Raw genomic sequence first — 23,936 nt, 5'->3', positions numbered from 1 at the left:
TTTAACATTTGGCTTTAATTCCCTCCCTGGGGAGGGGAATTATAAATTATATAAACAATTATACGCTTTTCTCTAACTTATACATTTCTACGGGCTGCCTTAATATACCGTTACGCTCGGTAATGTTCAGGGGAATGATCTCGCCGGTTTTGGAGTAGCCGCGGCGTTCGTACCATTCTAGTAACTCGGTGCGGGTAGTAATAACCGTCATCACAATGGTATGGTAGTTAATGCTCCGGGCGTAATCTTCTGCAGCTTGTAAAAGCTTGCGACCAAGCCCACCCGCCTGCAATGTGGGCGATACGGTAAGCATGCCCAGGTAAAGTTTATCGCTACGTTTTTGCAGGTAAACACAGCCGGTGATGTGGCCTTCATCATTTGTATTTTTCAGAATGATGGCATCAGAATCGTCCATCTGTTCGGTCAGGCCTTCGGCATCTATGCGTTGCCCGTCAATCAGATTAGCCTCGGTGGTCCAGCCTTTTTTAGAGCTTTCGCCACGGTAGGCCGAGTTAATAAGCGCAACAAGTTCGGGTACGTCAGTTAGTATAGCAGGTGTAATAGCCATGCGGCAAATTTATTAAAAGCGGGGGAATTAGGAAATTGGAGAGAGCCTCACCCCGGCCCTCTCCAAAGGAGAGAGGGGAAGAAGTTTTTACCCTCTTTCCGCGCAGCGAAGAGAGGGTGGTCGGGCGAAGCAATGACCGGGTGAGTAAGATTTGCGACAAAAGTTAGACGCTTGGATAGTTTACTCACCCCGACTACGCTGCGCTGGTCGACCCTCTCTGCTTTGCAAAGAGGGAGAGAGCCTCACCCCGGCCCTCTACAAAGGAGAGGGGGTAGAAGTTTTACCCTCTTTCCGCGGAGCGAAGAGAGGGTGGTCGGGCGAAGCAAGGACCGGGTGAGTAAGATTTACGATGCCCCGTTACAAATTTCTGTAATCTTCGCGCACCGGGCTAAAAACATCTATCAGTCTGCAATCGGTAATGGCCACTCCGCTGTGCCTTACGTTAGGCGGGATGATCGCGAACATGCTGGCATCCAGTATCTGCGCCTCGCCGGCTATGGTTAGTTGAAACTGCCCCTCCAACACAAACGACATTTGTTCATGTATATGCTCATGGTCGGGAACGCTGTTACCTGCCTTTACTTCAATAAAGTTAATGGTATTATTAGCAGTGTGGATAAGCTTCGAAAAAAAGCCCGGTGCTATTTCTTTAGTAACAATAGCATCAAATTGATGGAAGTAGGTAGTGTTCATAGGAGTGAAAATTAATAAAAAAGTTGGTGCTGATGATGGATAGTATCATCCAACTATATACTTACTCCCCGGCAAATACGATAGTAATTTGATCAGCAGGTACGTTACCACAAAGGTAGTTATTGCCAGTACGGGAATCACAAGCGCTACATTGTGCAGCCAGTTATTGATAATTGGAAAGAGCTGTACCAACACCAGTATATGCGCCAGGTACATGCCGTAGGTAAGGCCCGATACTTTGGCTATAAAGTTTTCGATAGCCGCACTTTTAAAGCTAATGACACGGAACATCAGGAAAAAACCTGTGGCCATCATAGCCACATTGATGGTTGGGAACGACCAGGAAAGTTCCAGTTCGGGGATGTCTTTAGCGAATGGCAATTGATGATCAAAAACAAAGTAGGTGATGGTGTAGCCGATAAATACCAATGCCAGCCCTGCCATAAAACCGCTCCATTTAGCAATGCTTATATGTTCTTTTATATAATGGCCCAACAGCAGGTAGCCTATATAGCCTGAGAAATAGTATCCGCTATGGTATTTGTTCCAGAAGGCCTCGCCCAAAATTTCGGGGTAGATGGTTTTGATGTACGGAAAGCACAGGGTGATGACCCATATCAGCAAAAAGAATTGTTTAAACCGTTTGGATGCCGTTTGTACCCATGGCGAAAATATGGGGATAAACAGGTATACGCCTATAAACATATATACAAACCATAAGTGCCCCGCGCCTGGCGCAAAGTTTATGGGGATGATGAGCAGGTCGTGCCACATTTGGCCGGTTTTGGTGCTGCCCAACAGGTAGGGCACAATGGCGTACATAACACTCCAGAACAAAAAGGGGATAAGCAAACGGCTAAACCTGCGCTTATAAAACTCGCTGCCGCTTTCTTTTATTGGCAGCAGCAAGTAGCCCGATATCATGACAAAAAGCGGCACACACCCCCGCATTAAACTGCCGTAATTATTTACCCAAAGATGGTCCTGCCGTATGATCTGTCCCTTATCGCCAATGTAAAAAAATTCGCCCGAGTGTACGGTAAGCACCATTAGGCAGGCAAAGATCCTTAATACGTTAAGGTAGGCGGTAGGGCTGCCTTTAAAAGCGGCAGGCAGTTGCATTGGGCGCATAGTAATTAATTGGTTGCCTAAATTATGTAAAACAGGTGTAAATATGTGCGGATGTTAAAACTTAGCTTTTTAAAAGGCGTATTTTAGTTGTATATTGTATTAGCTATGGCATTTATTGATTATTATAAAATATTGGGCATCAGCAAAACGGCTACTGATAAAGAGATAAAGAGCGCGTACCGCAAAATGGCCCGCAAACATCACCCCGACCTTAACCCTAACGACGCTGAGGCCGAAAAGCTTTTTAAACAGGTAAACGAAGCCAACGAAGTTTTAAGCGACCCCGAGAAACGCAAAAAGTATGATAAGTATGGCGAGAACTGGCAGCATGGCGAAGCCTACGAACAGCAGGCGCGGCAGCAAAGCCAGCAGCGTAGTTATGGCGGCGGTGGTGGTAGCGGACAGGGCTTTGGCGGCTTTGATTTTGGCGGCAGCAGCGGCGGCGATTTTTCCGACTTTTTTAACTCCATGTTTGGCGGCGGCCCTGCGGGTAGCGGGGGCGGCAGGCAACAGGCGCGTTATCGCGGGCAGGACCTGAACGCTACCCTAAGCCTCGACCTGCGCGATATACTGGAAAGTAAAAAGCAAACCATAACTGTTAACGGTAAAAACATCAGGCTAACCATTCCCGCCGGTATAGAGAACGGCCAAACTATAAAAATCGCGGGCCATGGCGGCGCGGGCAGTAACGGCGCGCCGGCCGGCGACCTATACATTACATTTAACATTCCGGAGGATGCCGATTTTAAACGCGTGGGAAGCGACTTGTACCGTAATATAAACCTGGACTTGTATACGGCGGTTTTAGGTGGTGAAATTACTGCCGATACGCTAACCGGTAAGGTGAAGCTTAAAGTTACACCCGGTACACAAATGGGTACCAAGGTAAAGCTTAAAGGCAAAGGCGTACCTGTTTATAAAAAGGACGGCCAGTTTGGCGACCTGTACCTTACCTATAACGTGCAGCTGCCAACCAACCTTAACGATAAGCAAAAAGAGTTATTTGAAGAACTGGCTAAATCATAACCCATATGAGGACCGAAAATTTAATAACCGTAAACGACTTTTGTGTATACCACAACGTGGAATACACCTTTGTAGATTATTTGGCGGATGCAGGCCTTGTGAAGGTTGTAACTGTAAACAAAACCCAAAGCATCCCGCTGGAAGAAATACAGAAATTAGAACGCCTGGTACGGCTACACAACGAGCTGGAGATTAATGAACCGGGCCTTGCCACCATAAATAATTTACTTCAAAAATTAGAAGATATGGAGCAGGAAATGAGTGTTTTACGCAGTAAGCTGCGACTTTACGAAAGATAAAAATAAAAAAAAGAGTGATTATTTATTAAACCATTGGTACGGTTATGGTGTCATACCTGCAAATGAAACGATAGTTGTAAATAAATTCACTACTATGAAAACACTTAAAATTTCAATAATAGCTTTAGCCTTAACCCTTGGCGCGCAGCTTGCAAAAGCACAGGTAAGGGTTGGTATAGGTATTAATTTAGGCGCACCGGTACGTTATGTAGAACGCCCCGTTGTTTATGATGATTATTACGAACCGGTAGTATATGAGCGCCCTGTAGTTGTACGCAGATATTATGGCCGCCCTGCTTATTACGGTCCGCGTTATTACAATCGCCCCGTTTACCGCAACGTAGTTTACCGCGACCACGGTTGGGGTAGAGGTTGGGACCGGGGCCACGGTAACGGTTGGGGCCGCGGGCATGGCGGTGGCAGAGGCCACGGCAGGCACTAAGCTTAAATATATATATAACAACAAAGCCCTTCAGTAATGAGGGGCTTTGTTGTTATAAAAGCTTTTATAAAGCAGTTTTAAGGTGCTGTAGGTGTAACCGGCCTTACCGACATTACACTATCAACCACAAAATTACTTACACCGCGCCATGGCAAAGTGTGCAGGTACTCCTTATAATGTACCTCCAGCATGGCGCCTGCGCTGTGGTTTAGCTTATCGGCTACTTTCTCATCCGTTACCGAAAACATGAATTCGTTAGATGATATATTGCCTTGCGTTTGGCTGCGAATACCGCTCTGTATCAGCCTGCCCTCGTAGGTTTTAAACATGTAGCCTTTTTTAACAAAGTAATTCATGGTGCCGGCTTTGGTACCTTCGCCAAAAACAAAGTAGTAGCGGTAGTAAACCACACCAATGATAACTACGGCCAAAACCAAAAATATAATTGTAAATACGCGTCCCTTTCTCATAATATGTTTGTTATGTAAGGCTAACGTATTGGCAGCCTATAAGTTTACAAAATAGTTTACCAGCGATGTAAAATCGTCGAATTTAAGGTCATAATCTTCTGTAGTGCCAAAACCGTAGCTTACAAAAACAAAGGGGATGCCTGCCAGGCGGCTCTGCTGCCCATCGCCTTCTGTATCGCCAACATAAACCGGGGTTTTAAGCCCGTGCTTATCCATCAGTAGCTTAATATTATGGTTTTTGGGCATAAAGTTTACGCCATGGGCAAGTTCATCTTTAATCAGGTCGTCTATCCCGGCCCAGTCAATAAACTGGCGAATGATGCCCTTGGCACAGTTGCTCAGGATAAAAAGCGGGTATTTTTCGGCAAGCAGTTTAAGGCCATCTTTAACGCCATCGTATAAAATGCCACCCTTTTCGGCAATTAAGTTATGGCGGCGGCCGTTCACCAGTCCATAGATCTCCACGCGCTTATCGTGGTCAAATTCGGGCATCAGTATCTCAATAACCTTTTTGCCCTCCATACCAACCATGCCGGCAAGTACATCGCGGGTAATGGTTTTATCTATCCCCAATTCGGCGAAAACAACATTCCACGAGTGGGCGTAAGTGTCAACGGCATCCCAAAGGGTGCCATCCATATCAAAAATAAGGCTGTCGGGCTTTTGCATGGGGTGAAAATAGTAAGTTAATTTTAAAATTAGTCGTTTACGTGGATTTGTTATGCGTGATATATTTATCCAGATCAGATTATTTTATTGTTTCGTCTTTGTCAGCAGAATAGCTTCGTCCGAAAGCGTGAAGAACAATGGTGGCCTTGCGCGGCGAATGAGCAGACTAACGATAATATCGCCCATCATAAACCTAATTTCACCGCCTGTATAACACACCCCTAACCCCTCTCAAGAGGGGAACCAATAGTTAATCAGTAAAAAGTACCATAACATCATCGTTCAACACCATTGGTGTAGGTAATAGTTAAGTATCTTTGTAGTATGAAAAAGGCGTTTCCGGTTTATGATATATGTTCATTGGCTGATAATCAGCATAATGATCTGCTCATTAGCCGTTTCGCGCCATATCTGCAAAAACACCAAAATCTTAGTCTGCCCCATAAACACACCTTTTACCATGTGGTATTATTTACCGAAGGCGGCGGCAGCCATTCTATAGATTTTACCAGCTTTGCGGTAAAGCCCTACCAAATTTACTTTATGGTACCCGGGCAGGTGCACCGCTGGAATTTCGAAGGGCCGGTTGATGGCTATATCATCAATTTTTCGGCAGAGTTTTTCCAGTCGTTTTTACTGAGGCCCGATTATTTGGAAAGCCTGCCCTTTTTTACTGGTAGTGTAGACGATGAGGTGATAAACCTGAAACCGGAAGTACACCGGCAGGTTTTGGCATTGTTTGAGCAACTGATAAAGGAGGGGGATGAAATCAGCAGGATGGGAATGGATATGATACGTACCATTATGCTGCAGCTGTTTATTTTGGTGGCCAGGCAAAGTGTACACAGCAGCCAAACAACAGCGCCTACCTATAACTACACCCTGCTGCAAAGTTTCAGAAAGTTGACCGATAAAAACTTTGCTACATTGCGTTTACCTAAAGATTACGCCGCGCTGCTTTATATTACCCCCAACCATTTAAACGCTTTGTGTAATGATATGCTGGGCATTTCGGCAGGGGAGGTGATCCGCAACCGGGTGATACTCGAAGCCAAACGCCTGCTTATAAACCTCGACCTTAATATTGCCGAGATAGCCGGTAAGTTAAACTTTGCCGACAACTCTTACTTTACCAAATTTTTTAAAAAATACACCGGACTTACCCCCGAGGATTTCCGTAAAAACCCAATAGCACAATGACACCCACCGAATTGAAACCCGCCAAAAAAGTGCATGTTTTAGAAGCATTTATAAAAGCCAAATGCCCGCGTTGCCGCCGCGGCGATATTTACAGCACGCCTACCTATAGTTTTGGCGGGCAAAAAATGCACGAGCGTTGTTCGCACTGCGGCCTGCATTACGAGCGCGAACCGGGGTACTGGTATGTAGCCATGTTTGTGAGTTACGCTTTTAATGTAGCCGAAATGGTGACCTTTGCCGTGGGGCTTCATATTTTAACAGGTTCAAACTCGCCATGGGTATATGTTGGCGTGTTACTGGGTGTAATATTTATATTATCGCCTTTTAATTACCGTTACTCGAGGGTGGCGCTGCTTTACTGGCTTACCCCCGGCCTTAATTACGAGCCCTGGAGAGCAGAGGATAAGTTTAAGGTTGCCCCGCCCGAAGAAAAACAAGATTAACTTTTACGGGGGCTTTAAACGCCCCATCTATCCTTACTGTAAAAAGACAAATAAAGTCAACATAAAAACATAATTTCGTTGCCGATAGTTACAATATCTATGGCAAAGATCGCATTAATAACAGGCGCTACAGCAGGCATAGGCGAGGCCTGTGCCCACACCTTCGCACGCGAAGGATATAACCTTATCCTTACCGGCCGCCGTATGGACAGGCTGGAAAAGATAGCGCACCACTTAAATGATAAGTATAACGTGGAGGTGGCGGTATCATCTTTTGATGTACGCAACCGCGAGCAGGTTATCCAAAACCTGGAGGGACTGCCAGCGCACTGGAAAAAGGTTGATGTGCTGGTGAACAACGCCGGCCTTAGCCAGGGCCTCGACCCGATACAGAACGGCAGTTACGACGATTGGGACACCATGATAGATACCAACATTAAAGGCCTGCTTTATGTAAGCCGCGTAGTATCTAACTGGATGATTACCAACGGGTACGGGCATATCATTAATTTAGGTTCGATAGCCGGTAAAGAGGTTTACCCTAACGGTAATGTATATTGCGCGACCAAGCACGCAGTTGACGCCCTTAATAAAGGTATGCGGCTTGATTTGAATGATAAGGGCATCCGTGTTTCGGCCGTACACCCGGGCGCGGTAGAGACCGAATTTTCGGAAGTGCGCTTTAAAGGGGATAAGGACCGGGCTAAAAAAGTGTACGAAGGCTTTGAACCCCTGGTGGCCGATGATGTTGCCGAAACCATTTGGTTTGTAGCATCGCGCCCCGCGCATATAAACATCAACGATCTGGTAATTATGCCAACTGCCCAGGCATCAGCAACTAATATATTTAGGAAGTAGGTAGGGAAGTTAAAAGCCCACGGTCGAAAATTAAATAAATAAAAAATGTCATTTCGAACGAGCGACCGTGAGGAGAAATCTTGTTAGATTGCATGCCAACTGCACAGTCCGCTTTGTTGGCTAACAAGATTTCTCGCTATCGCATCGAAATGACACAAGGGGTTTAAATCACTAAATCAATCACTCACTAAATCACTAATTACAAATGTCATTACAAACACAAATAGACCAGGATATTAAACAAGCCATGCTGGCTAAACAGCCCGACAGGCTAAGGGGGCTGCGCGCCATAAAATCGGCCTTATTGCTTGCCAAAACCGAAAAAGGCGCTGCCGAGGAATTAACCCAGGATGCGGAAATAAAAGTGTTGCAAAAGCTGATCAAGCAACGTAAAGAGTCTGCCGATATTTATAAAACCCAGGGACGCGAAGATCTTTACGATATTGAAATGGCCGAAATGTATGTGATAGAGCCCTACCTGCCGCAGCAAATGACCAGATTTGAGATAGAAGGCATGGTGCAGGAAATTATTGAACGCCTGGGTGTTACATCGGTAAAAGATATGGGCCGGGTAATGGGTGTTGCCAATAAAGAACTTGCCGGCCGTGCCGATGGTAAAACCGTATCTGAAGTGGTTAAACAACTGTTAGGTTAACCGCACGTTAATAATTATTGGGGCTAAAACTGGCAAACTGTTTTAATAATTATAATTTTACAACAATTTGGACTGATATTGAATTTGGTCTTGATATATTTACAAAGATACTTACACCAGCCATACTATGGAATTTGCGCTTAAACAGGAAAAAGGTTTCAGTTACATTGAGGAGGGGCAGGGCGAACCGCTGTTGCTGCTTCACGGTTTAATGGGCGCTTTAAGCAATTGGGAAGATGTTATTCGCGAGTTTAGCCCCAATTACAGGGTTATTATACCGCTGTTACCTATATATGACCTGCCTTTGTTAACCACAGGGGTGCGTGCATTATCAAAATTTGTACATAAGTTCATCAAATTTAAACAGTTAAGCAATGTTGTGCTTTTGGGCAACTCTCTTGGCGGGCATGTTGGCCTGGTTTATGTACTTGCACACCCGGGTTATGTTAAGGCATTGGTATTAACCGGCAGTTCGGGATTGTATGAAAACGCGTTTGGCGGATCTTTCCCACGCCGCGAGAGTATAGATTTTGTGCGCGAGAAGGTACAATACACTTTTTACGACCCGGCAATAGCTACCGAAGAAATGGTGCAGGAAGTATACCAAACTATTAACGACAGGCATAAGGTTATCAGGATACTGGCCATGGCAAAATCGGCCATTCGCCATAACATGAAGGGCGACCTACGTAAAATAACCATGCCGGTGCTGCTGGTTTGGGGTAAAGATGATAAGATAACCCCGCCCGAGGTTGCCGTTGAGTTTAACGAACTGCTGCCAAACTCGGAGTTGCACTGGGTAGATAAATGCGGCCACGCCCCAATGATGGAGCGCCCGCAGGAATTTAATGTATATTTAAAACAGTTTTTAGATAAATTAAAAAGATAAAGAGCCTCTCCCCAGCCCTCTCCGAAGGAGAGGGAGTAAAAGAAATTCCTGGGGTTGGCCATAATATCAAAAAATAAAATCTTAAATCCTCTCCTTTGGAGAGGGTTTGGGTAAGGCTAAAACTATGCTTGCAATTGAACTGATATCTGACGCTATACCGCCCGTTCATACCTCTGATAGTTTACAGAAGGTGTTTGACCGTATGGCTGAGTTTCGTGTGAGCCACCTGCCAATTGTAAACGAAGAGCAGTTTTTGGGTTTGATAAGTGAGGATGACCTGATAGAAGAACCGGATTACAATGCCCCTGTAGGCTCGCTGGCTTTATCGCTTGTAAACCCTTATGTTTTAGAGGAGCAGCATATTTACGATGTTATACGCCTGTTTTACGAGCAGCAGCTTAGTATAGTGCCGGTGCTAAACATAAAAAAGGATTACCAGGGCATGATCAGCATCAACGCCATGGCCGAGTATTTTGCCAAACTTACCTCTGTATCAGACCCGGGCGGCATTATTGTTTTGGAGGTTGATAATAAGAATAACTCGCTGGCGCATATGTCGCAGGTGGTAGAGTCAGACAATGCGCAGATCCTGAGTTCGTACACCCGCACCTTCCCGGATAGTACTAAAATGGAAGTTACCTTAAAGGTTAATAAGCAGGATATCTCTAACATCCTGGCCACATTCCAACGCTATAATTATGATGTAAAGGCTACATTTAACTTTACCGATCATAACGACAACTCTATGGATAGGTTCGATTCGTTTATGAACTACCTTAACTTGTAAAAGTTAAATCACTTTGATCATAAAAAAACGCTAAATCATTATCAATGGTTTAGCGTTTTTGTTTTGCAATAAAGTTTAGGTTGTTTTTAATTATCGCTTGCTGTTTTTTCCCGTATACCTATCGTAGAACTTTTGTTATTAAAAATATAGGTGTAGGCCCCTTTTACAAAGTAGCTGTCGGTATCGGTTTGTTTGATCTTTTTAAATTGCTTGTTTTTAATGGTTACATCTCTAACTTCAATGTAATCTTCCTGAGCCATTGTAATAGCCATATGTACTGCCTGTTTGTTATAACAATATAAATAAAGGCTTATATCTTCATCATCTATGCTGTAAATATAACAGTTGGTTTGCTCCATCTTAAGCATCCGGTTATATTTAAACCCTTCTTCTTCGAGCTGGTTTTTATGGTTAGAGCAAGTTACCTTCTTGTAAAGTTGTTCAATTTTTGAAGTCGCCGGTTCTTCTTTATCTGAGGTGGTACTTTGCGCATAGCTTGTACCTGTAAACATAAACAGAAGCAGCAATACCAACAGGGGTAAGCGTGGAGGGGTTAGTTTGATCGTTTTCATCAATAGCTTAAGTTTGCCGAAGTGAATAAAAAATAAGCGATAATGGAATACCTACATTCGGGTATTTTTTAGAGCGTTAAGGGCAATTATGAATTGTAAACAGCAATATATTTAAAACTATACTGCCGTACTTTATTTTAAAGTTCGATATTCGTAGTAAATAATATGAAGATAGCAGTTTACGGCAGGCAGTTTAACGATCCATCGGTGTTTCCATACATACGGCAGGTTTTTGATAGCCTTGCCCAGCACAAGGTAGAAGTTTGCATCCACCCCGTTTTAAATGATTTTTTAAAGGGGAATGTCGATACATCGGCCTGTACCATCTTAAATTGCACCGACCCAAGCGGCATTGATGTTTTTTTAACCCTTGGCGGCGATGGCACCCTGCTGGATATGGTAACCGTTATACGCGATTCGGGCGTGCCGGTGATAGGTATTAACTTTGGCAGGCTGGGTTTTTTGGCCAGTATCAACAAAAGCGATATAGCCGCCGCCATACACGCGGTAGTAAATAAAGAATTTACGCTGGATAGCCGCGAACTGCTGGTGATAGAGTCTGAACAGGATATTTTTGGCGAAAACAACTTTGCCCTTAACGATGTAACCATCCACAAGCGCGATGACAGCGCCATGATAACCACCCATGTATCGCTCGATGGCGAATTTTTAAACTCGTACTGGGGCGATGGTATCATTATATCTACACCAACGGGTTCAACTGCTTACTCGTTAAGTTGTAACGGGCCTATTATCTTCCCGCAATCAAACAGTATAGCGCTTACACCTGTTGCCCCGCATAACCTGAATGTAAGGCCGGTGGTACTGCCCGATACCAGCGTACTTATTTTAGATATTGATTACCGTGGCAACAACTACATTGTATCGTGCGATAGCCGCACCATTATTGTAGATAAGCCTATGCAGTTTAAGGTTTATAAGGCTGGCTTTAAGCTAAATTTAGTACGCCTTAATAATGAAAGCTACTTATCTACGTTGAGGAAAAAACTATTATGGGGTTTAGACGCCCGTAATTATTAACTATTGCTTACAACATATGCTTCACCCGGCCTGCTCTTTGAGCAGGGCTTCTACAAGAGAGTTGAAGTCCTCTCCTTTGGAGAGGATTTAGGTGAGGCGAATAATTATTAACTATTGCCTTGATGCCCAAATTCATCGCTTTTTTTTGTATCATGTTCATTTGCATGAATGCACAGGCCCAACAAACCTGGGAAATTGGCGGTAACGTTGGCGCGGCCGGCTACATAGGCGACCTCAACATTAACAACCCTGTTAAACCCAGCGGCGCGCAGGCGGGCCTGTTTATAAAACGCAACTTTAACCGCTACCTGGGGGTAAAGTTAAATTATAGTTTCGGGCAGATAAGCGGCGCCGACAGCACATCGGGCAGCCAGCAGCTCAGGGACCGTAACCTGAGTTTTACAACACCCTTAAAAGAACTTAGCCTGATGGCCGAGCTTAATTTTATGAGTTTTATACCCGATGCAGGTAAAAACAAATACACACCTTATATATACCTGGGCGCGGGCATAACATCATATAACCCTAAGGCTAAGTACAATGGTGAGATCTACGAGTTGCGCCCCTTACAAACCGAAGGCACAGCCTATTCAAGTAAAGCCATTGTTATACCGTTTGGGGCAGGGGTAAAATATAACTTCTCGGGCAAGTGGACAGTGGCGGCCGATCTGGGTTACCGCTTTACCAATACCGATTACCTGGACGATGTGAGCAGGAACTACGCTCCGAAAAGCTCATTCAATAACGAGATAGCCCGCGCACTGTCCGACCGTTCGGGCGAAAAGAACAACATCTATATAGGTAAAGCCGGCTCTCAGCGAGGCGACTACAAGCCCAGGGATTTTTATATGTTTGTGGGCTTCACCATTTCTTACACCTTTGTAACACAAGAATGTTATTATTAGGCAGTAATTAAACGTGCATCCCGTCAATTTACTCACCCTGCGACGCTTCGCGCGCGACCCTCTCTTTGCTACGCAAAAAGAAGGTAATATTAAAAATATGTTTTCAACTCCCTCTCCGAAGGAGAGGGCTGGGAAGAGGCTTTCTCACCCTCTTTGCGAAGCAGAGAGGGTCGACCAGCGTAGCGTAGTCGGGGTGAGTAAATTATGCGAGTATCTCAACCAATTAACCCTAAACATTTGGAAAATATAATTCTATAAATAAAAATAAAACAGAATTTAATTTTGTTTATTGAAACTAAACGGTATATTTATCTGTATAAAGAATATATAACCAATTATTTCACCTAAAAATAAACGCCATGGCCGAATTAAATTCAACCCCCGAAAGATCTGGCACTAAAACCCGCTCCAAAAAAGCCGCGTTAAGGGTAGACCTTACTGCAATGGTAGACCTTGCCTTCCTGCTCATCACCTTTTTTATGCTTACCACAACCTTAAGCAAACCCAGGGCCATGCAACTCACTATGCCGGTAGGCGAAGAACCGGGTGGGCAGGCCGAATCGCGCACCATGACCATTTGCCTGGGTAAAAACAATAAGGCGCTGTATTATCTTGGCATGGCGGCGCATCCCATTATCCCGGCAACGGTAACTGATTATAGCGGTAGCGGGTTACGCAAAGCCATAATGGAAACAGCCCAGAAGGTTAAAAAAGCAACGGGCAAAACCATGCTGGTAATTATAAAACCTGCCCAAACATCGGTTTACGGCAACCTGGTGAATACGCTCGACGAAATGAAAATAACAGATACCCAGCAATACGCCGTTGCCGATTGCACAGGAGGATATTGGTTTGCTTAAAGAGAAACAGGTGTATTAAAGTTACTGTTGTCGGGTTGCTTCTTAAGGCGATCCGTCATGCCGGACTTGTTTCGGCATCCCACATGCAAGATAATAAAGTGGTAGCCCGTCCTGTAAACCCTGTAACAAGTTTAGGGTTGGCAGGGCGGGTTCTTACTTTGCGATTCACGTGCCTTCCAATACCACAAAGGCCCTGCATGCGGCGCTTGGCTTAACGGTTCAACTGTAAACTACCCAGCCGAACCGCATTCATCCCGCTTGCCGCATTATCAAATAAGGTAAACTTCCTTCAGGGAGTAGGAGGGCTAATTATTTCTTTTTTACCGCATACTAAAATAAATACAATTAAGTTTTACCTTTGTCACCTGAAAAAAATGGCATAAGTTGTTGAGGGCTTTGCTAAAAACGTTTTAAATTTTAACAAGGCTACACGCGCTACAGCTTCTATATAGCTGTTAACACCCTTCGGGAAAAATGAGTTTAAAGGACCAGATAGATCTACAGAAATTACCCCGTCATATAGCGGTTATTATGGATGGTAACGGCCGCTGGGCAAAAGGCAAGGGCAAATTAAGGGTGTTTGGTCATCACAACGGTGTGCTGTCTGTACGTGATATTGTAGAGAGCGCCGGCGAACTTGGTATAGAATACCTTACCCTTTATACCTTTAGTACCGAAAACTGGAACCGCCCCAAATTTGAGGTTACCGCTATAATGGAACTGCTTATTAGCACCCTTAATAAGGAGATTGCCAAGCTTGTGAAGAATAATGTACGCCTGAATGCCATAGGCGACCTAAAGGCCCTGCCGGGCAAATGCCACCAGGAATTAGAGCATGCAATAAGCAAAACAGCAGGTAATACCGGGCTGGTACTAACACTTGCATTAAGCTATAGCAGCCGCGGCGAAATTTTACAGGCCGCCAAAAATATAGCCGCCAAAGTGCAAAGCGGGGAGTTAAACCCTGCCGATATTGATGAACAATTGTTTGAAGATAATTTATATACCGGCGGTATGCCCAACCCCGAGCTTTTGATAAGAACGAGTGGCGAGTACCGTATAAGTAATTATTTGTTGTGGCAAATTGCCTACGCCGAACTATACTTCACCACCAAATTATGGCCCGATTTCAGGCGCGAGGATTTGTACGAAGCTATACTTGATTACCAAAAACGCGAACGCCGTTTTGGGATGACAAGCGAGCAGGTAAACTAAATTTTTACTTTTAACACTTTTTAACAACTGTATAAATTATTTTTAGCCCACTAAAATATTCGAATGAATAAAGTTTTTTTTGCTCTACTCTTCTCTGTTATAAGCACTGCAGCATTCGCTCAGATTGGTGGCCAAAGGCAGTCAGCATTGTCTGGCGGCTCTATACCTGCCGATAGCCTAAGCTACCTAAACCCTAAAGATTATATCATAGGTGGTATCACCATATCCGGCGCTAAATACCTGGACAAGGATGTGTTGCTCACCATATCTAAATTAAACAAGGGCGATAAAATAAACCTCCCGGGCGAGCAAAATGCCAATGTGATAAAAGACCTTTACAAACAGGGCCTTTTTGATGATGTACAGTTAAATGTTACCCGTATCAATATGGATACCATTTACCTGGAAATTGCCGTGGTAGAGCGCCCCCGTTTATCGCGTTTGCACATTACGGGCATCCGCAAGGGCGAGATTGAGGACGTGAATAAAAAACTGGCCGATAAAACAGGTAAGATCGTAAATGAGAACCTGCTTAGCACTACAACGGCTATCATTAAAAAGCACTTTAACGAAAAAGGTTACCTTAATACCACTGTTAACATTACCCAAACCAAAGACCCGGGCGACGCTAACAGCGTTATACTGGATGTAGCGGTAGATAAAAAATCGAAGGTTAAGATCAATAGTGTAGATTTTGAAGGCAATACGGCATTTTCTGACAAAAAGCTGCGTAAGTTTTTAAAGAATACCCGCGAGAAGAAATTCTACAATATTTTTGGATCTAAAAAATTCAAGAGGGATAAATACGAAGAAGATAAGCAAACGCTTGTCGAAAAAATGCAGGATAAAGGTTACCGCGATGCCGAGGTGTTAAGCGATACCGTTACAAAGCACGATGAGAAAACCGTCGACGTAAAAATTAAGCTCTACGAAGGCCCTAAATATTACTTTGGTAAAGTTACCTTCTCGGGCAACGCGCGTTACCCCACAGATGTATTATCGCGCATCCTGCGTATCGAAAAAGGGCAGGTGTTTAGTGAAGAAGAGCTAAACAAGCGTTTAACAGGCCCAACGCCAAATAATGATGACGTATCATCATTATACTTAAATGATGGTTACCTTACCTTTAACGCCGACCCGGTACAAACCAGGGTTTATAACGATACCGTTGACCTTGATATCCGTATTTACGAGGGCCCTCAGTACACCATTAACCGTGTAATACTAAAAGGTAACGACGTTACTAACGATAAGGTAGTAATGCGTGAGATCCGTACAAAGCCGGGGCAAAAGTTTAATAAAGAATTATTGATCCGCAGCGCGCGCGAAATTGGTCAGTTAGGTAACTTTGATGAACAAAAAACCGAGCCAAGGCCTACCAACATTAACCCTGCCGATGGTACCGTAGACCTGGTTTACAACGTGGTTGAAAAACCATCAGATCAGATAGAGCTATCGGGTGGTTTTGGTGGCGGCCAGTTGGTTGGTACATTAGGTTTAACTTTTAACAACTTCGCGCTGCGTAACCTGTTCAACCTAAAAGCTTACAAACCTTTACCAAAAGGCGATGGCCAAAAACTAAGCTTAAGGGGGCAATCGAGCGGCCGTACCTATCAAAACTTTTCGTTCACGTTCTCCGAGCCATGGTTAGGTGGTAAAAAGCCAATTTACTTTGCGTTATCGGCTTATACCCAAGGTAGCTCAACTGGGCAGTATTACCCTAAAAGCAGCCCTTATTACAACAAGTTGCGTATTAACGGTGTAGGTATTACGTTGGGTAAACGTTTAAATTGGCCAGATAACTATTTCCAGTTAAACTACTCATTAAACGTAGATCACTACAATCTGGATAACTATGGTGGTTACCTGTTCCAGAATGGTACATCATATAACATTAAATTAACTCAGGAGCTTAGCCGTAACTCGGTAGATATGCCACTTTACCCAACTTCGGGTTCAAACATAAAATTAACCATACAGGCAACGCCGCCTTATTCATTGTTTAACAATGTAAATTACAAGGTTGCTACGCCCGAGGAGCGTTACCACTTTGTTGAATATTACAAATGGAAGTTTGACGCCCAATGGTTCGAGCGTATAACCGGTAAACTGGTATTAATGTCGCAGGTACGTTTTGGTTACCTTGGCCAGTATAATGCGTTGGTTGGTCCGTCTCCGTTCGAGCGGTTTAAACTGGGTGGCGATGGTATGCAAAGCTACCAGTTCTTACAAGGTACAGATATTGTGGGCTTACGTGGTTACGAAAACTTCTCTATCGTACCGGAGGGATCGAGCTTAAATGCAAATACCAACCAGGGTAGCGCTATTTACAATAAATATACTATGGAGCTAAGGCATCCCGTTATTACAGGGCAATCTGCAACAATTTTCTTATTAGCGTTTGCAGAGGGTGGCAATGTTTGGAATGATTTTAGCAAATTCAGCCCTTTCAATGTGCGTAAATCTGTAGGTGTGGGTGCAAGGATATTTTTACCGATATTTGGTTTGCTTGGTTTAGATTACGGTTACGGTTTCGACAAGATCCCGAACCAGCCTGACGCCAACAAAGGCCACTTCCACTTTACAATTTCGCAAAGCTTAAGTGGCGGGTTTAATTAATTTTGTATAACGATTAATATGATGAAGAAGATAATTTTAATACTTTTTGTTACGTTTACAGCATGTACCGCCGCAATGGCGCAGCGTTTTGCTTATGTAGATTCTGATTATATTTTGAAACATATGCCCGAGTATGCTTCGTCACAAAAACAACTGGCATCACTTTCAGAATCATGGCAGAAGGATGTTGACAGCCGTTTCCAGGAGATAGACCGCCTGTACAAAGCCTACCAGGCCGACCAGGTGTTAATGACACCGGATATGCGTAAACGCCGCGAGACGGAAATTGTAGAGAAAGAGAAACAAGCGAAAGATTACCAACGCCAGATATTTGGCCCGGATGGCGAGCTTTCTAAAAAAAGCAACTCGCTGATTAAACCAATACAGGATAGAGTGTCTAAAGCTGTACAGGCCGTAGCCGAAAGCGAAAACCTTGATATGATATTTGACAAAAACAGCGAAGTGATAATGTTATACGCAAGCCCGCGTTATAATAAAAGCGATGCTGTAGTAACCCGCTTAGGCTTAAAACCCGGCGTGTTTGCTAAATAAAGATTGTATATTTATAGAACTATTATTTAAACACAGAACAGAAGAACACAAATGAAAAAACTATTTAAAGTTGCTTTAGTTGCAGCAGGAATGTTATTTGCAGGCAACTTTGCCCAGGCACAATCAAAAATTGGCCACATCAATTTTCAGCAGCTGATCGACCTAATGCCCGAAACTAAAACTGTAAAATCTCAGCTTGAAATTTACCAGAAACAATTCATTGACCAATTAACTACAATGAATAACGAATACCAAACCAAAGGCCAGGCATATCAATCAAAACGCGCTTCTATGACTGATGCTGCACGTACTGCAGCCGAAACAGAATTGCAAGACATTGGCAAGCGTTTACAGGATTACCAACAAACTTCACAACAACAGGTGGAAGCAAAACAACGCGAGTTAGGTAAACCACTTATTGATAAAGCTCGTGGTGCGGTTAGCGCTGTAGCAAAAGAAAAAGGTTACGGTTACGTATTAGATACAACGAGCGAGTACTTAGTAGTATCTCCTGATGCTGATGACTTAATGCCGGCTGTAAAGCTTAAATTAGGATTAAAGTAATCTGAAAATTAAATTATTTAGAAAGCGCCTCCATTACGGGGCGCTTTTTTATTTTTGATGCTATGTTATCAGGCGGTCCTATAGGGGTATTTGATTCGGGTATAGGTGGTTTAACGGTTTTTCGTTCTATTGCGAAGCAGATTCCCGGTTACGATTATTTATACCTGGGCGATAACGGGCGCGCGCCGTATGGCAACCGTTCTTTTAAAACCATACACCAATATACGTGGGAGTGTGTGCAGTGGATGTTTAAACAAGGCTGCCCGCTGGTGATACTGGCCTGTAATACCGCATCGGCCAAAGCCCTGCGCACCATACAGCAGCAGGATATGCCTGCCCTGCAAACCAATAACCGTGTGCTTGGCGTTATACGCCCAACAGCCGAGGTGATAGGTAATTATACCAAAAGTAAAAATATAGGCGTACTGGGCACAAAGGGTACGGTACAGTCAGGCTCATACCTGTTAGAGATAGAACACTTTTTTCCCGAACTTAAAGTTTATCAGCAGGCTTGTCCGCTCTGGGTACCGCTGATAGAGAACGGCGAATACAATAAACCCGGCGCGGATTATTACGTGCAGCTATACCTGGATCAGTTGATGCAACAATCGCCGGATATCGACACGATTTTATTGGCCTGTACCCATTACCCGCTCTTACAGGAAAAAATTAAAGCACACCTGCCGGCCAATGTCAATGTGGTTGCACAGGGGGATATTGTAGCCGCAAGCCTGGTTGATTACCTGCAGCGCCACCCCGAAATGGAGCAACGCCTGAGCAAACAAGGCAACCTCCATTTCTATACCACCATTGATGATACCCCGGATTTTGACCACCATGCCTCTCAATTTTTCGGTAAAGAGGTTAAGAGTGAATTTGTGGATATAAGGGGAAGATGTTAAATTTATACAACGATGTCATTGCGAGCGATAGCGTGGCAATCGCACGGGGATAACTCAACCAATAGCTTTGCGTTAGAAGTCTTCCTCATCCTAAATATAGTGAAGTATCTATTATTGACTGTGCTCTCAATGATAGATTGGTAATTAGATGCTTCGCTATCGCTCAGCATGACAAGATTTTTTGAGATTAACGGACGGAGCCTAAGCTTTCGTGTCTTTTCTTTTGGTACTTTATCTTTTTTGCAACAAAAAAGAACGGCGTAGCCATCTTGAGTGCCAACAAAAAATAAATACATTACGAAAAACAGTACATCCACAGGCTTACAAGGTACTCACTGCCATCCCTAACGACGAATTAACCCACAATCTCTATCCCTGCAAAAAACCACTACCAAAACAGTCAACTATCCTGTGCTTTTAGTAAGTTTGCAACCCAAAGCAATAACCCTTGAATCATTACATTACATATTTTATTGTAGCAGCAGGTTTATTTGCTTTTGTGGGCTTATTTACCATGTTTGGCGTATATGCCGAGCGTAAGGTAAGCGCCTTTATCCAAAACCGGCTTGGCCCTACAGAAACGGGTAAATATGGTAGCTTGCAGGTATTGGCCGATATGGTAAAAATGGCGCAAAAGGAACTTATTATACCCGCCGCTGCCGATAAAATACTGTTTTTGGCTGCACCCATTATCATTTTTATAGGCGTATATCTTGCATTTGCCGCCCTGCCCTGGGGGCCGGGGCTTATCCCTGCAAACATCAACATTGGGCTTTACTATATTTTCGCTATCATATCCATCGAAACGCTCGGCATATTAATGGCCGGATGGGGTTCTAACAATAAATACTCTATACTGGGCGCTATGCGTTCTGCCGCACAGATCATTTCTTACGAGATCCCGGCCGGTTTCGCGCTGATATCGGTAGTGATGATAGCGCAGACATTAAACCTCCAGGACATATCCATGCAGCAGGGTGTATTATCTGCAGAAAAAGCAAAATTCTTTGGTTTTTGGGATGTATCGCAAATTGGAGGCATCCTGTCGTGGAACATTTTCCAGGCGCCGCATTTGATGGTGGCCTTTGTGATATATTTTATCGCGTCGCTGGCAGAGAGTAACCGCGCGCCGTTCGATATCCCGGAGGCCGAATCGGAACTGGTGGCAGGTTTTCATACAGAGTTTACCGGTTTGCAGTTCGCGCTGGTATTTTTGGCTGAGTACTCCATGATGTTCTTGGTATCGATGGTGGGTGTAATTTTATTTTTAGGCGCCTGGAATACGCCATTACCCAATATAGGTTCGGTACATTTGGCAACCTGGACAACCGGCTGGGCCTGGGGCATAATCTGGATCTTGATAAAGACGTTACTTTTAGTAGGCGTGCAAATGTGGATCCGCTGGACGCTGCCACGTTTACGGGTAGACCAACTGATGAACCTGTGCTGGAAGGTACTTACCCCGCTGGCTTTTGCCTGTATGCTTATATCTGGCGTGTGGCGGCTGTGGGTAATGTAAGTTTAGAGGTTAGAGATTGGTTATTAAAGATTAGGAAGAAGAAAATAATAATGAACACCGAATGCTAAATAACGAATGATGAAGTTCGACATTCAAAATTCAATGTTCGATATTTAATATATGATAAACAAGGCAATTAATGGTTTTACAACGGCATGGAAGGGTCTATCCCTTACCATCAGGACTTTGTTTGCCTCAAATGCCAGGCGTAATATTACGCCTATCACCAACGACAATTACTTCCATCAGCAAAATAATACCAATACCATACAATATCCTAAACAGGAATTGCCCGTGCCCGAGGTAGGCCGCTACCAGCTGGATGTGGAGATAGACGACTGCATCGTGTGCGACCTTTGCGCTAAGATCTGCCCGGTAGACTGTATTACTATCGAATCTATAAAATCTACTGAAGGCAGCTATGGCGAAACATCCGACGGGTCGAAAAAACTGCTTTACGCTGCCAAGTTTGATATTGATATGGCCAAATGTATGTACTGCGGGTTGTGTACCATTGTATGCCCAACCGAGTGTATTGTAATGACCGACGAGTACGATAAAACGGTATTTGACCTCACTAACCTAACCTACGAATTTTCGGACATGTCGCCCGAAATGGCAGCCGAAAAACGCGCCCTGCTCGAAAAGCAGAACGCCGAAAAACAAGCCGCTAAGTTGGCCGCCATGAAAGCAAAGGAGGGAGGGGCATGAGTTTAGTGCAGGTGATGTTTTATGTTATGGCATTTGTTACGCTTGGTTCGGCATTGGTTGTGGCCATGGGCAAGAATTTAATACGAAGCATCTTTATGTTTTTTGTAACGCTGTTTGGTTTGGCAGGGCTGTATGTTTTAGCACTTGCCGATTTTGTGGCCGTTACCCAGATAGTGATCTACGTTGGCGGCATTTTGGTGCTGATACTGTTCGCCTTTATGCTATCGGGCAAGGAGGCTTTGGCCACCGCAGAACAGCAAAAAACAAAATTTATCAGTCTGCATAATTTACCGGCGTTTATATTGGCAGCACTGTTTTTATTAGTGATGCTAAACGTTGTTTTTAAAGCCGATGTTAACAACCTGCCCTGGGTAAAAACAGCTATCGCTACAAAAAATGTGGTGCCGGTAAATGGTACAGGCATAAATAATATAGGCATAAATTTAATGACCCGCTACCTGCTGCCTTTCGAGGTGATATCGGTATTGCTGATGATAGCGTTGGTTGGTTCGGCACACCTGTCCAGAAAGGAGCCGGCAGAAGCATGATAGGGCTTAACGATTTTATGCTGGTGAGCGTAGCGCTGTTTTGCATCGGCCTGTTCATCATCGTATCAAAAAAGAATGCCATACAAATATTGATAGGCATCGAGCTGATGCTGAACGCCGCCATTTTAAACCTGGTAGCTTTTGGTAAATACGATAAGGTAAACAACGGCGGGCAGGTGTTCGCGCTGTTTGCCATAGTTTTAGCTGCTGCCACAACCGCCGTGGCCCTTGCAATAATATTGAATGTTTACCGTAGATATAGAACTATAGATCCGGATAAAATAAACCATTTAAAGGACTAAATGATATGAAGAAGCTGATTTTTGTTTTCGCGTTGTTCTTATCGGTAAGCGCCATGGCGCAAAAGGCCGACACTACAAAAAATGATATTTTGAAAGTAACCGGCTATACCGCTGACGCTTTGCCGCCATTGGTAATTGTTGATGGTATAAAATACAAAGGGGATATTAAAAGTATCGACCCGAAAAGCATCGAAAAGATGGAGGTGTTAAAATCACCGTCGGCAACATCATTATATGGTGCAGAGGGGGTAAATGGTGTAATACTTATCGCCACCAAAAAGGATAAGGGTGTCATTAACCTGTTATCTAAACCAACGGAGGCGTCTAAAGCCGATACTACATCTAACAATCCGTTATATATTATTGATGGTAAGATCACGGCTGCGGCCGGCTTTAAAAGTTTAAATCCCGACGATATTGATAATATCTCGGTATTAAAAAATAAGGAATCGATCAAACAATATGGCCCTGCCGGTAAAAACGGCGTAATAATAGTAGTTACCAAGGCATACAAAAAAGAACATGCCGCTAAAAAAGCCGAAACTGAAAGAAAAGGAAAACAAAGATAAGTGATGAAGAAACTCCTTTTAATATTGTTGATGTTTTTATGCGTAGGCGCTTTTGCGCAGCGGAAGAAGCATGCGACAAAGAAGAAGGCGCGGACTACCAAGCATACCAAAAAACGTTCATCCCGCCATCGTTCAAGAGGCGGAGAAGCCCGTGTAGAAGAGCCTGTAGAAGAAGAAGAGCGGGTTGCCTATCCGTTCTTTTCGGTAGACAGCGTCACCAAAAAACTGGTGCTTAAAGACCCGCCCGAAGAACGCGACCGCCCGTTTGTAATGGTGAACGATAACCCATACAACGGACGTTTGCAGGACCTTAAGCCTGAAAGTATCCTGGATATTTCTGTCATAAAACCAAAGGGCGCTAAGATGATGTACGGCCAAAAGGCCGCCGCCGGGGCGCTAATCGTAAAAACCAAACAAGCCCTGCCCGCTGATCTTCCGGGTACGCTGTTGCCCTTGCCAAAGCAGCAAGGCATCCAAAAAGGATTTGTGCTGAACGAGGAAGCTACGGTTGGTAAGGTATCAGACATCGACCCGGAAACCATTCTGAAAATTGATACGCTGATACAGCCTAAGTTTGCCGGATCTAAGGATAACGATACCACAGTGAACGTTACCACCAAAAAGTACGGCACCAAGCTGTATCAATGGAAGTTTGGTACCTTATCTAAGGCTTATAAATCGTACATCCGCTCGCGCAGGGGTAAGGACCTGGCCGTAACATACGTTATGCCTGATGGTACCGAACTAACCGGCGAAGACAAGCTGCAACTATGGGAACTGGCCAGTAAAGCCGACATAAAAGCCGCCACATTTACCGGCCCAAGCGGTACCCGCAAGAACCGTAAACCGGCAACTTTAGTAATTGAATTAAACGAACCGGCGAATGAACAAAATAAGAACTAAGTACCCCTCTTGAGAGGGGTAAGG

The 23,936-nt window shown here is 44.1% G+C and carries 29 protein-coding genes; 23 read left to right on the top strand and 6 right to left on the bottom strand.

Annotated features, from left to right (window positions below; genetic code table 11):
* Window positions 1-58: 58 nt before the first annotated feature.
* The 3 genes from ACFQZI_RS20290 to ACFQZI_RS20280 form a co-directional block, all read right to left on the bottom strand.
* A complete protein-coding gene (locus ACFQZI_RS20290) occupies window positions 59-568 on the bottom strand; it encodes a GNAT family N-acetyltransferase (RefSeq protein ID WP_377145772.1) in 510 nt (169 codons plus the stop codon).
* Window positions 569-925: 357 nt separating this feature from the next.
* Entirely contained in the window at window positions 926-1,261 is a 336-nt protein-coding gene (locus tag ACFQZI_RS20285) for a cupin domain-containing protein (RefSeq protein ID WP_377145770.1), read from the bottom strand.
* Between the two features lie 45 nt (window positions 1,262-1,306).
* Entirely contained in the window at window positions 1,307-2,392 is a 1,086-nt protein-coding gene (locus ACFQZI_RS20280; protein WP_377145769.1) for an acyltransferase, read from the bottom strand.
* 105 nt (window positions 2,393-2,497) lie between these two features.
* Here ACFQZI_RS20280 and ACFQZI_RS20275 point away from each other — a divergent pair, with 105 nt between their 5' ends.
* From ACFQZI_RS20275 to ACFQZI_RS20265, 3 genes are all read left to right on the top strand, one after another.
* Window positions 2,498-3,418 (top strand): DnaJ C-terminal domain-containing protein, encoded by a 921-nt coding sequence (locus ACFQZI_RS20275; protein ID WP_377145767.1) that lies wholly within the window; start codon window positions 2,498-2,500, stop codon window positions 3,416-3,418.
* Between the two features lie 5 nt (window positions 3,419-3,423).
* Entirely contained in the window at window positions 3,424-3,717 is a 294-nt protein-coding gene (locus ACFQZI_RS20270; RefSeq protein WP_377145766.1) for a chaperone modulator CbpM, read from the top strand.
* Window positions 3,718-3,811: 94 nt separating this feature from the next.
* The gene (locus ACFQZI_RS20265) at window positions 3,812-4,159 is read left to right on the top strand and encodes a hypothetical protein (RefSeq protein ID WP_377145764.1); all 348 of its coding nucleotides are present in this window, start codon (window positions 3,812-3,814) and stop codon (window positions 4,157-4,159) included.
* A gap of 77 nt (window positions 4,160-4,236) precedes the next feature.
* Here ACFQZI_RS20265 and ACFQZI_RS20260 read toward each other — a convergent pair whose 3' ends face one another.
* Window positions 4,237-4,629, bottom strand: coding sequence for a hypothetical protein (locus tag ACFQZI_RS20260; RefSeq protein WP_377145762.1), 393 nt, complete (start codon window positions 4,627-4,629; stop codon window positions 4,237-4,239).
* 36 nt (window positions 4,630-4,665) lie between these two features.
* Window positions 4,666-5,298, bottom strand: coding sequence for an HAD family hydrolase (locus ACFQZI_RS20255; protein WP_377145761.1), 633 nt, complete (start codon window positions 5,296-5,298; stop codon window positions 4,666-4,668).
* Window positions 5,299-5,622: 324 nt separating this feature from the next.
* On the opposite strand from ACFQZI_RS20255, the gene ACFQZI_RS20250 reads away from it, so the two are divergent.
* From ACFQZI_RS20250 to ACFQZI_RS20225, 6 genes are all read left to right on the top strand, one after another.
* Window positions 5,623-6,498: an AraC family transcriptional regulator gene (locus ACFQZI_RS20250; RefSeq protein ID WP_377145759.1), complete on the top strand. Its 876-nt coding sequence runs from the start codon at window positions 5,623-5,625 to the stop codon at window positions 6,496-6,498.
* Window positions 6,495-6,941 carry a DUF983 domain-containing protein gene (locus ACFQZI_RS20245; protein ID WP_377145757.1) on the top strand — a complete coding sequence of 149 codons (447 nt, stop codon included), beginning with the start codon at window positions 6,495-6,497 and terminating at the stop codon, window positions 6,939-6,941. The genes ACFQZI_RS20250 and ACFQZI_RS20245 overlap by 4 nt, the downstream gene beginning before the upstream one ends.
* A gap of 99 nt (window positions 6,942-7,040) precedes the next feature.
* A complete protein-coding gene (locus ACFQZI_RS20240; RefSeq protein WP_377145755.1) occupies window positions 7,041-7,799 on the top strand; it encodes an SDR family oxidoreductase in 759 nt (252 codons plus the stop codon).
* A gap of 205 nt (window positions 7,800-8,004) precedes the next feature.
* The gene (locus ACFQZI_RS20235) at window positions 8,005-8,454 is read left to right on the top strand and encodes a GatB/YqeY domain-containing protein (RefSeq protein WP_377145753.1); all 450 of its coding nucleotides are present in this window, start codon (window positions 8,005-8,007) and stop codon (window positions 8,452-8,454) included.
* Window positions 8,455-8,581: 127 nt separating this feature from the next.
* Window positions 8,582-9,343 (top strand): alpha/beta fold hydrolase, encoded by a 762-nt coding sequence (locus tag ACFQZI_RS20230; protein ID WP_377145751.1) that lies wholly within the window; start codon window positions 8,582-8,584, stop codon window positions 9,341-9,343.
* 124 nt (window positions 9,344-9,467) lie between these two features.
* A complete protein-coding gene (locus ACFQZI_RS20225; protein ID WP_377145749.1) occupies window positions 9,468-10,130 on the top strand; it encodes a CBS domain-containing protein in 663 nt (220 codons plus the stop codon).
* Window positions 10,131-10,216: 86 nt separating this feature from the next.
* Here the strand turns inward: ACFQZI_RS20225 and ACFQZI_RS20220 are convergent, their stop codons facing one another.
* Window positions 10,217-10,702: a hypothetical protein gene (locus ACFQZI_RS20220; protein WP_377145748.1), complete on the bottom strand. Its 486-nt coding sequence runs from the start codon at window positions 10,700-10,702 to the stop codon at window positions 10,217-10,219.
* Window positions 10,703-10,867: 165 nt separating this feature from the next.
* Between ACFQZI_RS20220 and ACFQZI_RS20215 the strand changes: the two genes are divergently transcribed.
* The 14 genes from ACFQZI_RS20215 (at window position 10,868) to ACFQZI_RS20150 (ending at window position 23,912) form a co-directional block, all read left to right on the top strand.
* The gene (locus ACFQZI_RS20215; RefSeq protein ID WP_377145746.1) at window positions 10,868-11,743 is read left to right on the top strand and encodes an NAD kinase; all 876 of its coding nucleotides are present in this window, start codon (window positions 10,868-10,870) and stop codon (window positions 11,741-11,743) included.
* A 122-nt stretch (window positions 11,744-11,865) separates the two neighbouring features.
* Window positions 11,866-12,648: a type IX secretion system protein PorG gene (gene porG / locus ACFQZI_RS20210; protein ID WP_377145745.1), complete on the top strand. Its 783-nt coding sequence runs from the start codon at window positions 11,866-11,868 to the stop codon at window positions 12,646-12,648.
* Window positions 12,649-13,007: 359 nt separating this feature from the next.
* Window positions 13,008-13,508 carry an ExbD/TolR family protein gene (locus ACFQZI_RS20205; protein ID WP_377145743.1) on the top strand — a complete coding sequence of 167 codons (501 nt, stop codon included), beginning with the start codon at window positions 13,008-13,010 and terminating at the stop codon, window positions 13,506-13,508.
* A gap of 474 nt (window positions 13,509-13,982) precedes the next feature.
* Window positions 13,983-14,723, top strand: a complete 741-nt coding sequence (locus ACFQZI_RS20200) for an isoprenyl transferase (RefSeq protein WP_377145741.1) — start codon at window positions 13,983-13,985, stop codon at window positions 14,721-14,723.
* A gap of 63 nt (window positions 14,724-14,786) precedes the next feature.
* Window positions 14,787-17,342 carry an outer membrane protein assembly factor BamA gene (gene bamA / locus ACFQZI_RS20195; protein WP_377145739.1) on the top strand — a complete coding sequence of 852 codons (2,556 nt, stop codon included), beginning with the start codon at window positions 14,787-14,789 and terminating at the stop codon, window positions 17,340-17,342.
* Window positions 17,343-17,363: 21 nt separating this feature from the next.
* A complete protein-coding gene (locus ACFQZI_RS20190; RefSeq protein WP_377145806.1) occupies window positions 17,364-17,894 on the top strand; it encodes an OmpH family outer membrane protein in 531 nt (176 codons plus the stop codon).
* 51 nt (window positions 17,895-17,945) lie between these two features.
* Window positions 17,946-18,458, top strand: coding sequence for an OmpH family outer membrane protein (locus tag ACFQZI_RS20185; protein WP_377145738.1), 513 nt, complete (start codon window positions 17,946-17,948; stop codon window positions 18,456-18,458).
* A 62-nt stretch (window positions 18,459-18,520) separates the two neighbouring features.
* A complete protein-coding gene (gene murI, locus ACFQZI_RS20180; RefSeq protein ID WP_377145736.1) occupies window positions 18,521-19,360 on the top strand; it encodes a glutamate racemase in 840 nt (279 codons plus the stop codon).
* Between the two features lie 448 nt (window positions 19,361-19,808).
* A complete protein-coding gene (gene nuoH / locus ACFQZI_RS20175) occupies window positions 19,809-20,879 on the top strand; it encodes an NADH-quinone oxidoreductase subunit NuoH (protein ID WP_377145734.1) in 1,071 nt (356 codons plus the stop codon).
* A gap of 120 nt (window positions 20,880-20,999) precedes the next feature.
* Window positions 21,000-21,590: a 4Fe-4S binding protein gene (locus ACFQZI_RS20170; RefSeq protein ID WP_377145732.1), complete on the top strand. Its 591-nt coding sequence runs from the start codon at window positions 21,000-21,002 to the stop codon at window positions 21,588-21,590.
* Window positions 21,587-22,138 (top strand): NADH-quinone oxidoreductase subunit J family protein, encoded by a 552-nt coding sequence (locus ACFQZI_RS20165; RefSeq protein WP_377145730.1) that lies wholly within the window; start codon window positions 21,587-21,589, stop codon window positions 22,136-22,138. Before ACFQZI_RS20170 ends, ACFQZI_RS20165 begins: the two co-directional genes overlap by 4 nt.
* Window positions 22,135-22,440: an NADH-quinone oxidoreductase subunit NuoK gene (gene nuoK / locus ACFQZI_RS20160; protein ID WP_377145728.1), complete on the top strand. Its 306-nt coding sequence runs from the start codon at window positions 22,135-22,137 to the stop codon at window positions 22,438-22,440. Before ACFQZI_RS20165 ends, nuoK begins: the two co-directional genes overlap by 4 nt.
* A gap of 5 nt (window positions 22,441-22,445) precedes the next feature.
* Entirely contained in the window at window positions 22,446-23,009 is a 564-nt protein-coding gene (locus ACFQZI_RS20155; RefSeq protein WP_377145727.1) for a TonB-dependent receptor plug domain-containing protein, read from the top strand.
* 3 nt (window positions 23,010-23,012) lie between these two features.
* Entirely contained in the window at window positions 23,013-23,912 is a 900-nt protein-coding gene (locus tag ACFQZI_RS20150; protein ID WP_377145725.1) for a hypothetical protein, read from the top strand.
* The last annotated feature ends 24 nt before the right edge of the window (window positions 23,913-23,936 follow it).

The sequence above is a fragment of the Mucilaginibacter lutimaris genome (assembly GCF_042676625.1).
GTDB lineage: Bacteria > Bacteroidota > Bacteroidia > Sphingobacteriales > Sphingobacteriaceae > Mucilaginibacter > Mucilaginibacter lutimaris.
The sequence above is the reverse complement of the archived record's forward strand: the minus strand, read 5'-3'. Positions and strand labels throughout refer to the sequence as shown.

Bases quoted from the DNA above. Each gene is read 5' to 3' on its own strand.
- bamA (WP_377145739.1), top strand. From the start codon at position 14,787: ATGAATAAAGTTTTTTTTGCTCTACTCTTCTCTGTTATAAGCACTGCA.
- ACFQZI_RS20150 (WP_377145725.1), top strand. From the start codon at position 23,013: ATGAAGAAACTCCTTTTAATATTGTTGATGTTTTTATGCGTAGGCGCT.
- ACFQZI_RS20205 (WP_377145743.1), top strand. From the start codon at position 13,008: ATGGCCGAATTAAATTCAACCCCCGAAAGATCTGGCACTAAAACCCGC.
- ACFQZI_RS20235 (WP_377145753.1), top strand. From the start codon at position 8,005: ATGTCATTACAAACACAAATAGACCAGGATATTAAACAAGCCATGCTG.
- ACFQZI_RS20265 (WP_377145764.1), top strand. From the start codon at position 3,812: ATGAAAACACTTAAAATTTCAATAATAGCTTTAGCCTTAACCCTTGGC.
- ACFQZI_RS20290 (WP_377145772.1), bottom strand. From the start codon at position 568: ATGGCTATTACACCTGCTATACTAACTGACGTACCCGAACTTGTTGCG.
- ACFQZI_RS20220 (WP_377145748.1), bottom strand. From the start codon at position 10,702: ATGAAAACGATCAAACTAACCCCTCCACGCTTACCCCTGTTGGTATTG.
- nuoK (WP_377145728.1), top strand. From the start codon at position 22,135: ATGATAGGGCTTAACGATTTTATGCTGGTGAGCGTAGCGCTGTTTTGC.
- ACFQZI_RS20225 (WP_377145749.1), top strand. From the start codon at position 9,468: ATGCTTGCAATTGAACTGATATCTGACGCTATACCGCCCGTTCATACC.
- ACFQZI_RS20260 (WP_377145762.1), bottom strand. From the start codon at position 4,629: ATGAGAAAGGGACGCGTATTTACAATTATATTTTTGGTTTTGGCCGTA.
- ACFQZI_RS20215 (WP_377145746.1), top strand. From the start codon at position 10,868: ATGAAGATAGCAGTTTACGGCAGGCAGTTTAACGATCCATCGGTGTTT.
- murI (WP_377145736.1), top strand. From the start codon at position 18,521: ATGTTATCAGGCGGTCCTATAGGGGTATTTGATTCGGGTATAGGTGGT.
- ACFQZI_RS20245 (WP_377145757.1), top strand. From the start codon at position 6,495: ATGACACCCACCGAATTGAAACCCGCCAAAAAAGTGCATGTTTTAGAA.
- ACFQZI_RS20240 (WP_377145755.1), top strand. From the start codon at position 7,041: ATGGCAAAGATCGCATTAATAACAGGCGCTACAGCAGGCATAGGCGAG.
- ACFQZI_RS20230 (WP_377145751.1), top strand. From the start codon at position 8,582: ATGGAATTTGCGCTTAAACAGGAAAAAGGTTTCAGTTACATTGAGGAG.
- ACFQZI_RS20250 (WP_377145759.1), top strand. From the start codon at position 5,623: ATGAAAAAGGCGTTTCCGGTTTATGATATATGTTCATTGGCTGATAAT.
- ACFQZI_RS20155 (WP_377145727.1), top strand. From the start codon at position 22,446: ATGAAGAAGCTGATTTTTGTTTTCGCGTTGTTCTTATCGGTAAGCGCC.
- ACFQZI_RS20190 (WP_377145806.1), top strand. From the start codon at position 17,364: ATGAAGAAGATAATTTTAATACTTTTTGTTACGTTTACAGCATGTACC.
- ACFQZI_RS20285 (WP_377145770.1), bottom strand. From the start codon at position 1,261: ATGAACACTACCTACTTCCATCAATTTGATGCTATTGTTACTAAAGAA.
- ACFQZI_RS20165 (WP_377145730.1), top strand. From the start codon at position 21,587: ATGAGTTTAGTGCAGGTGATGTTTTATGTTATGGCATTTGTTACGCTT.
- ACFQZI_RS20185 (WP_377145738.1), top strand. From the start codon at position 17,946: ATGAAAAAACTATTTAAAGTTGCTTTAGTTGCAGCAGGAATGTTATTT.
- ACFQZI_RS20170 (WP_377145732.1), top strand. From the start codon at position 21,000: ATGATAAACAAGGCAATTAATGGTTTTACAACGGCATGGAAGGGTCTA.
- ACFQZI_RS20255 (WP_377145761.1), bottom strand. From the start codon at position 5,298: ATGCAAAAGCCCGACAGCCTTATTTTTGATATGGATGGCACCCTTTGG.
- ACFQZI_RS20200 (WP_377145741.1), top strand. From the start codon at position 13,983: ATGAGTTTAAAGGACCAGATAGATCTACAGAAATTACCCCGTCATATA.
- ACFQZI_RS20275 (WP_377145767.1), top strand. From the start codon at position 2,498: ATGGCATTTATTGATTATTATAAAATATTGGGCATCAGCAAAACGGCT.
- porG (WP_377145745.1), top strand. From the start codon at position 11,866: ATGCCCAAATTCATCGCTTTTTTTTGTATCATGTTCATTTGCATGAAT.
- ACFQZI_RS20270 (WP_377145766.1), top strand. From the start codon at position 3,424: ATGAGGACCGAAAATTTAATAACCGTAAACGACTTTTGTGTATACCAC.
- ACFQZI_RS20280 (WP_377145769.1), bottom strand. From the start codon at position 2,392: ATGCGCCCAATGCAACTGCCTGCCGCTTTTAAAGGCAGCCCTACCGCC.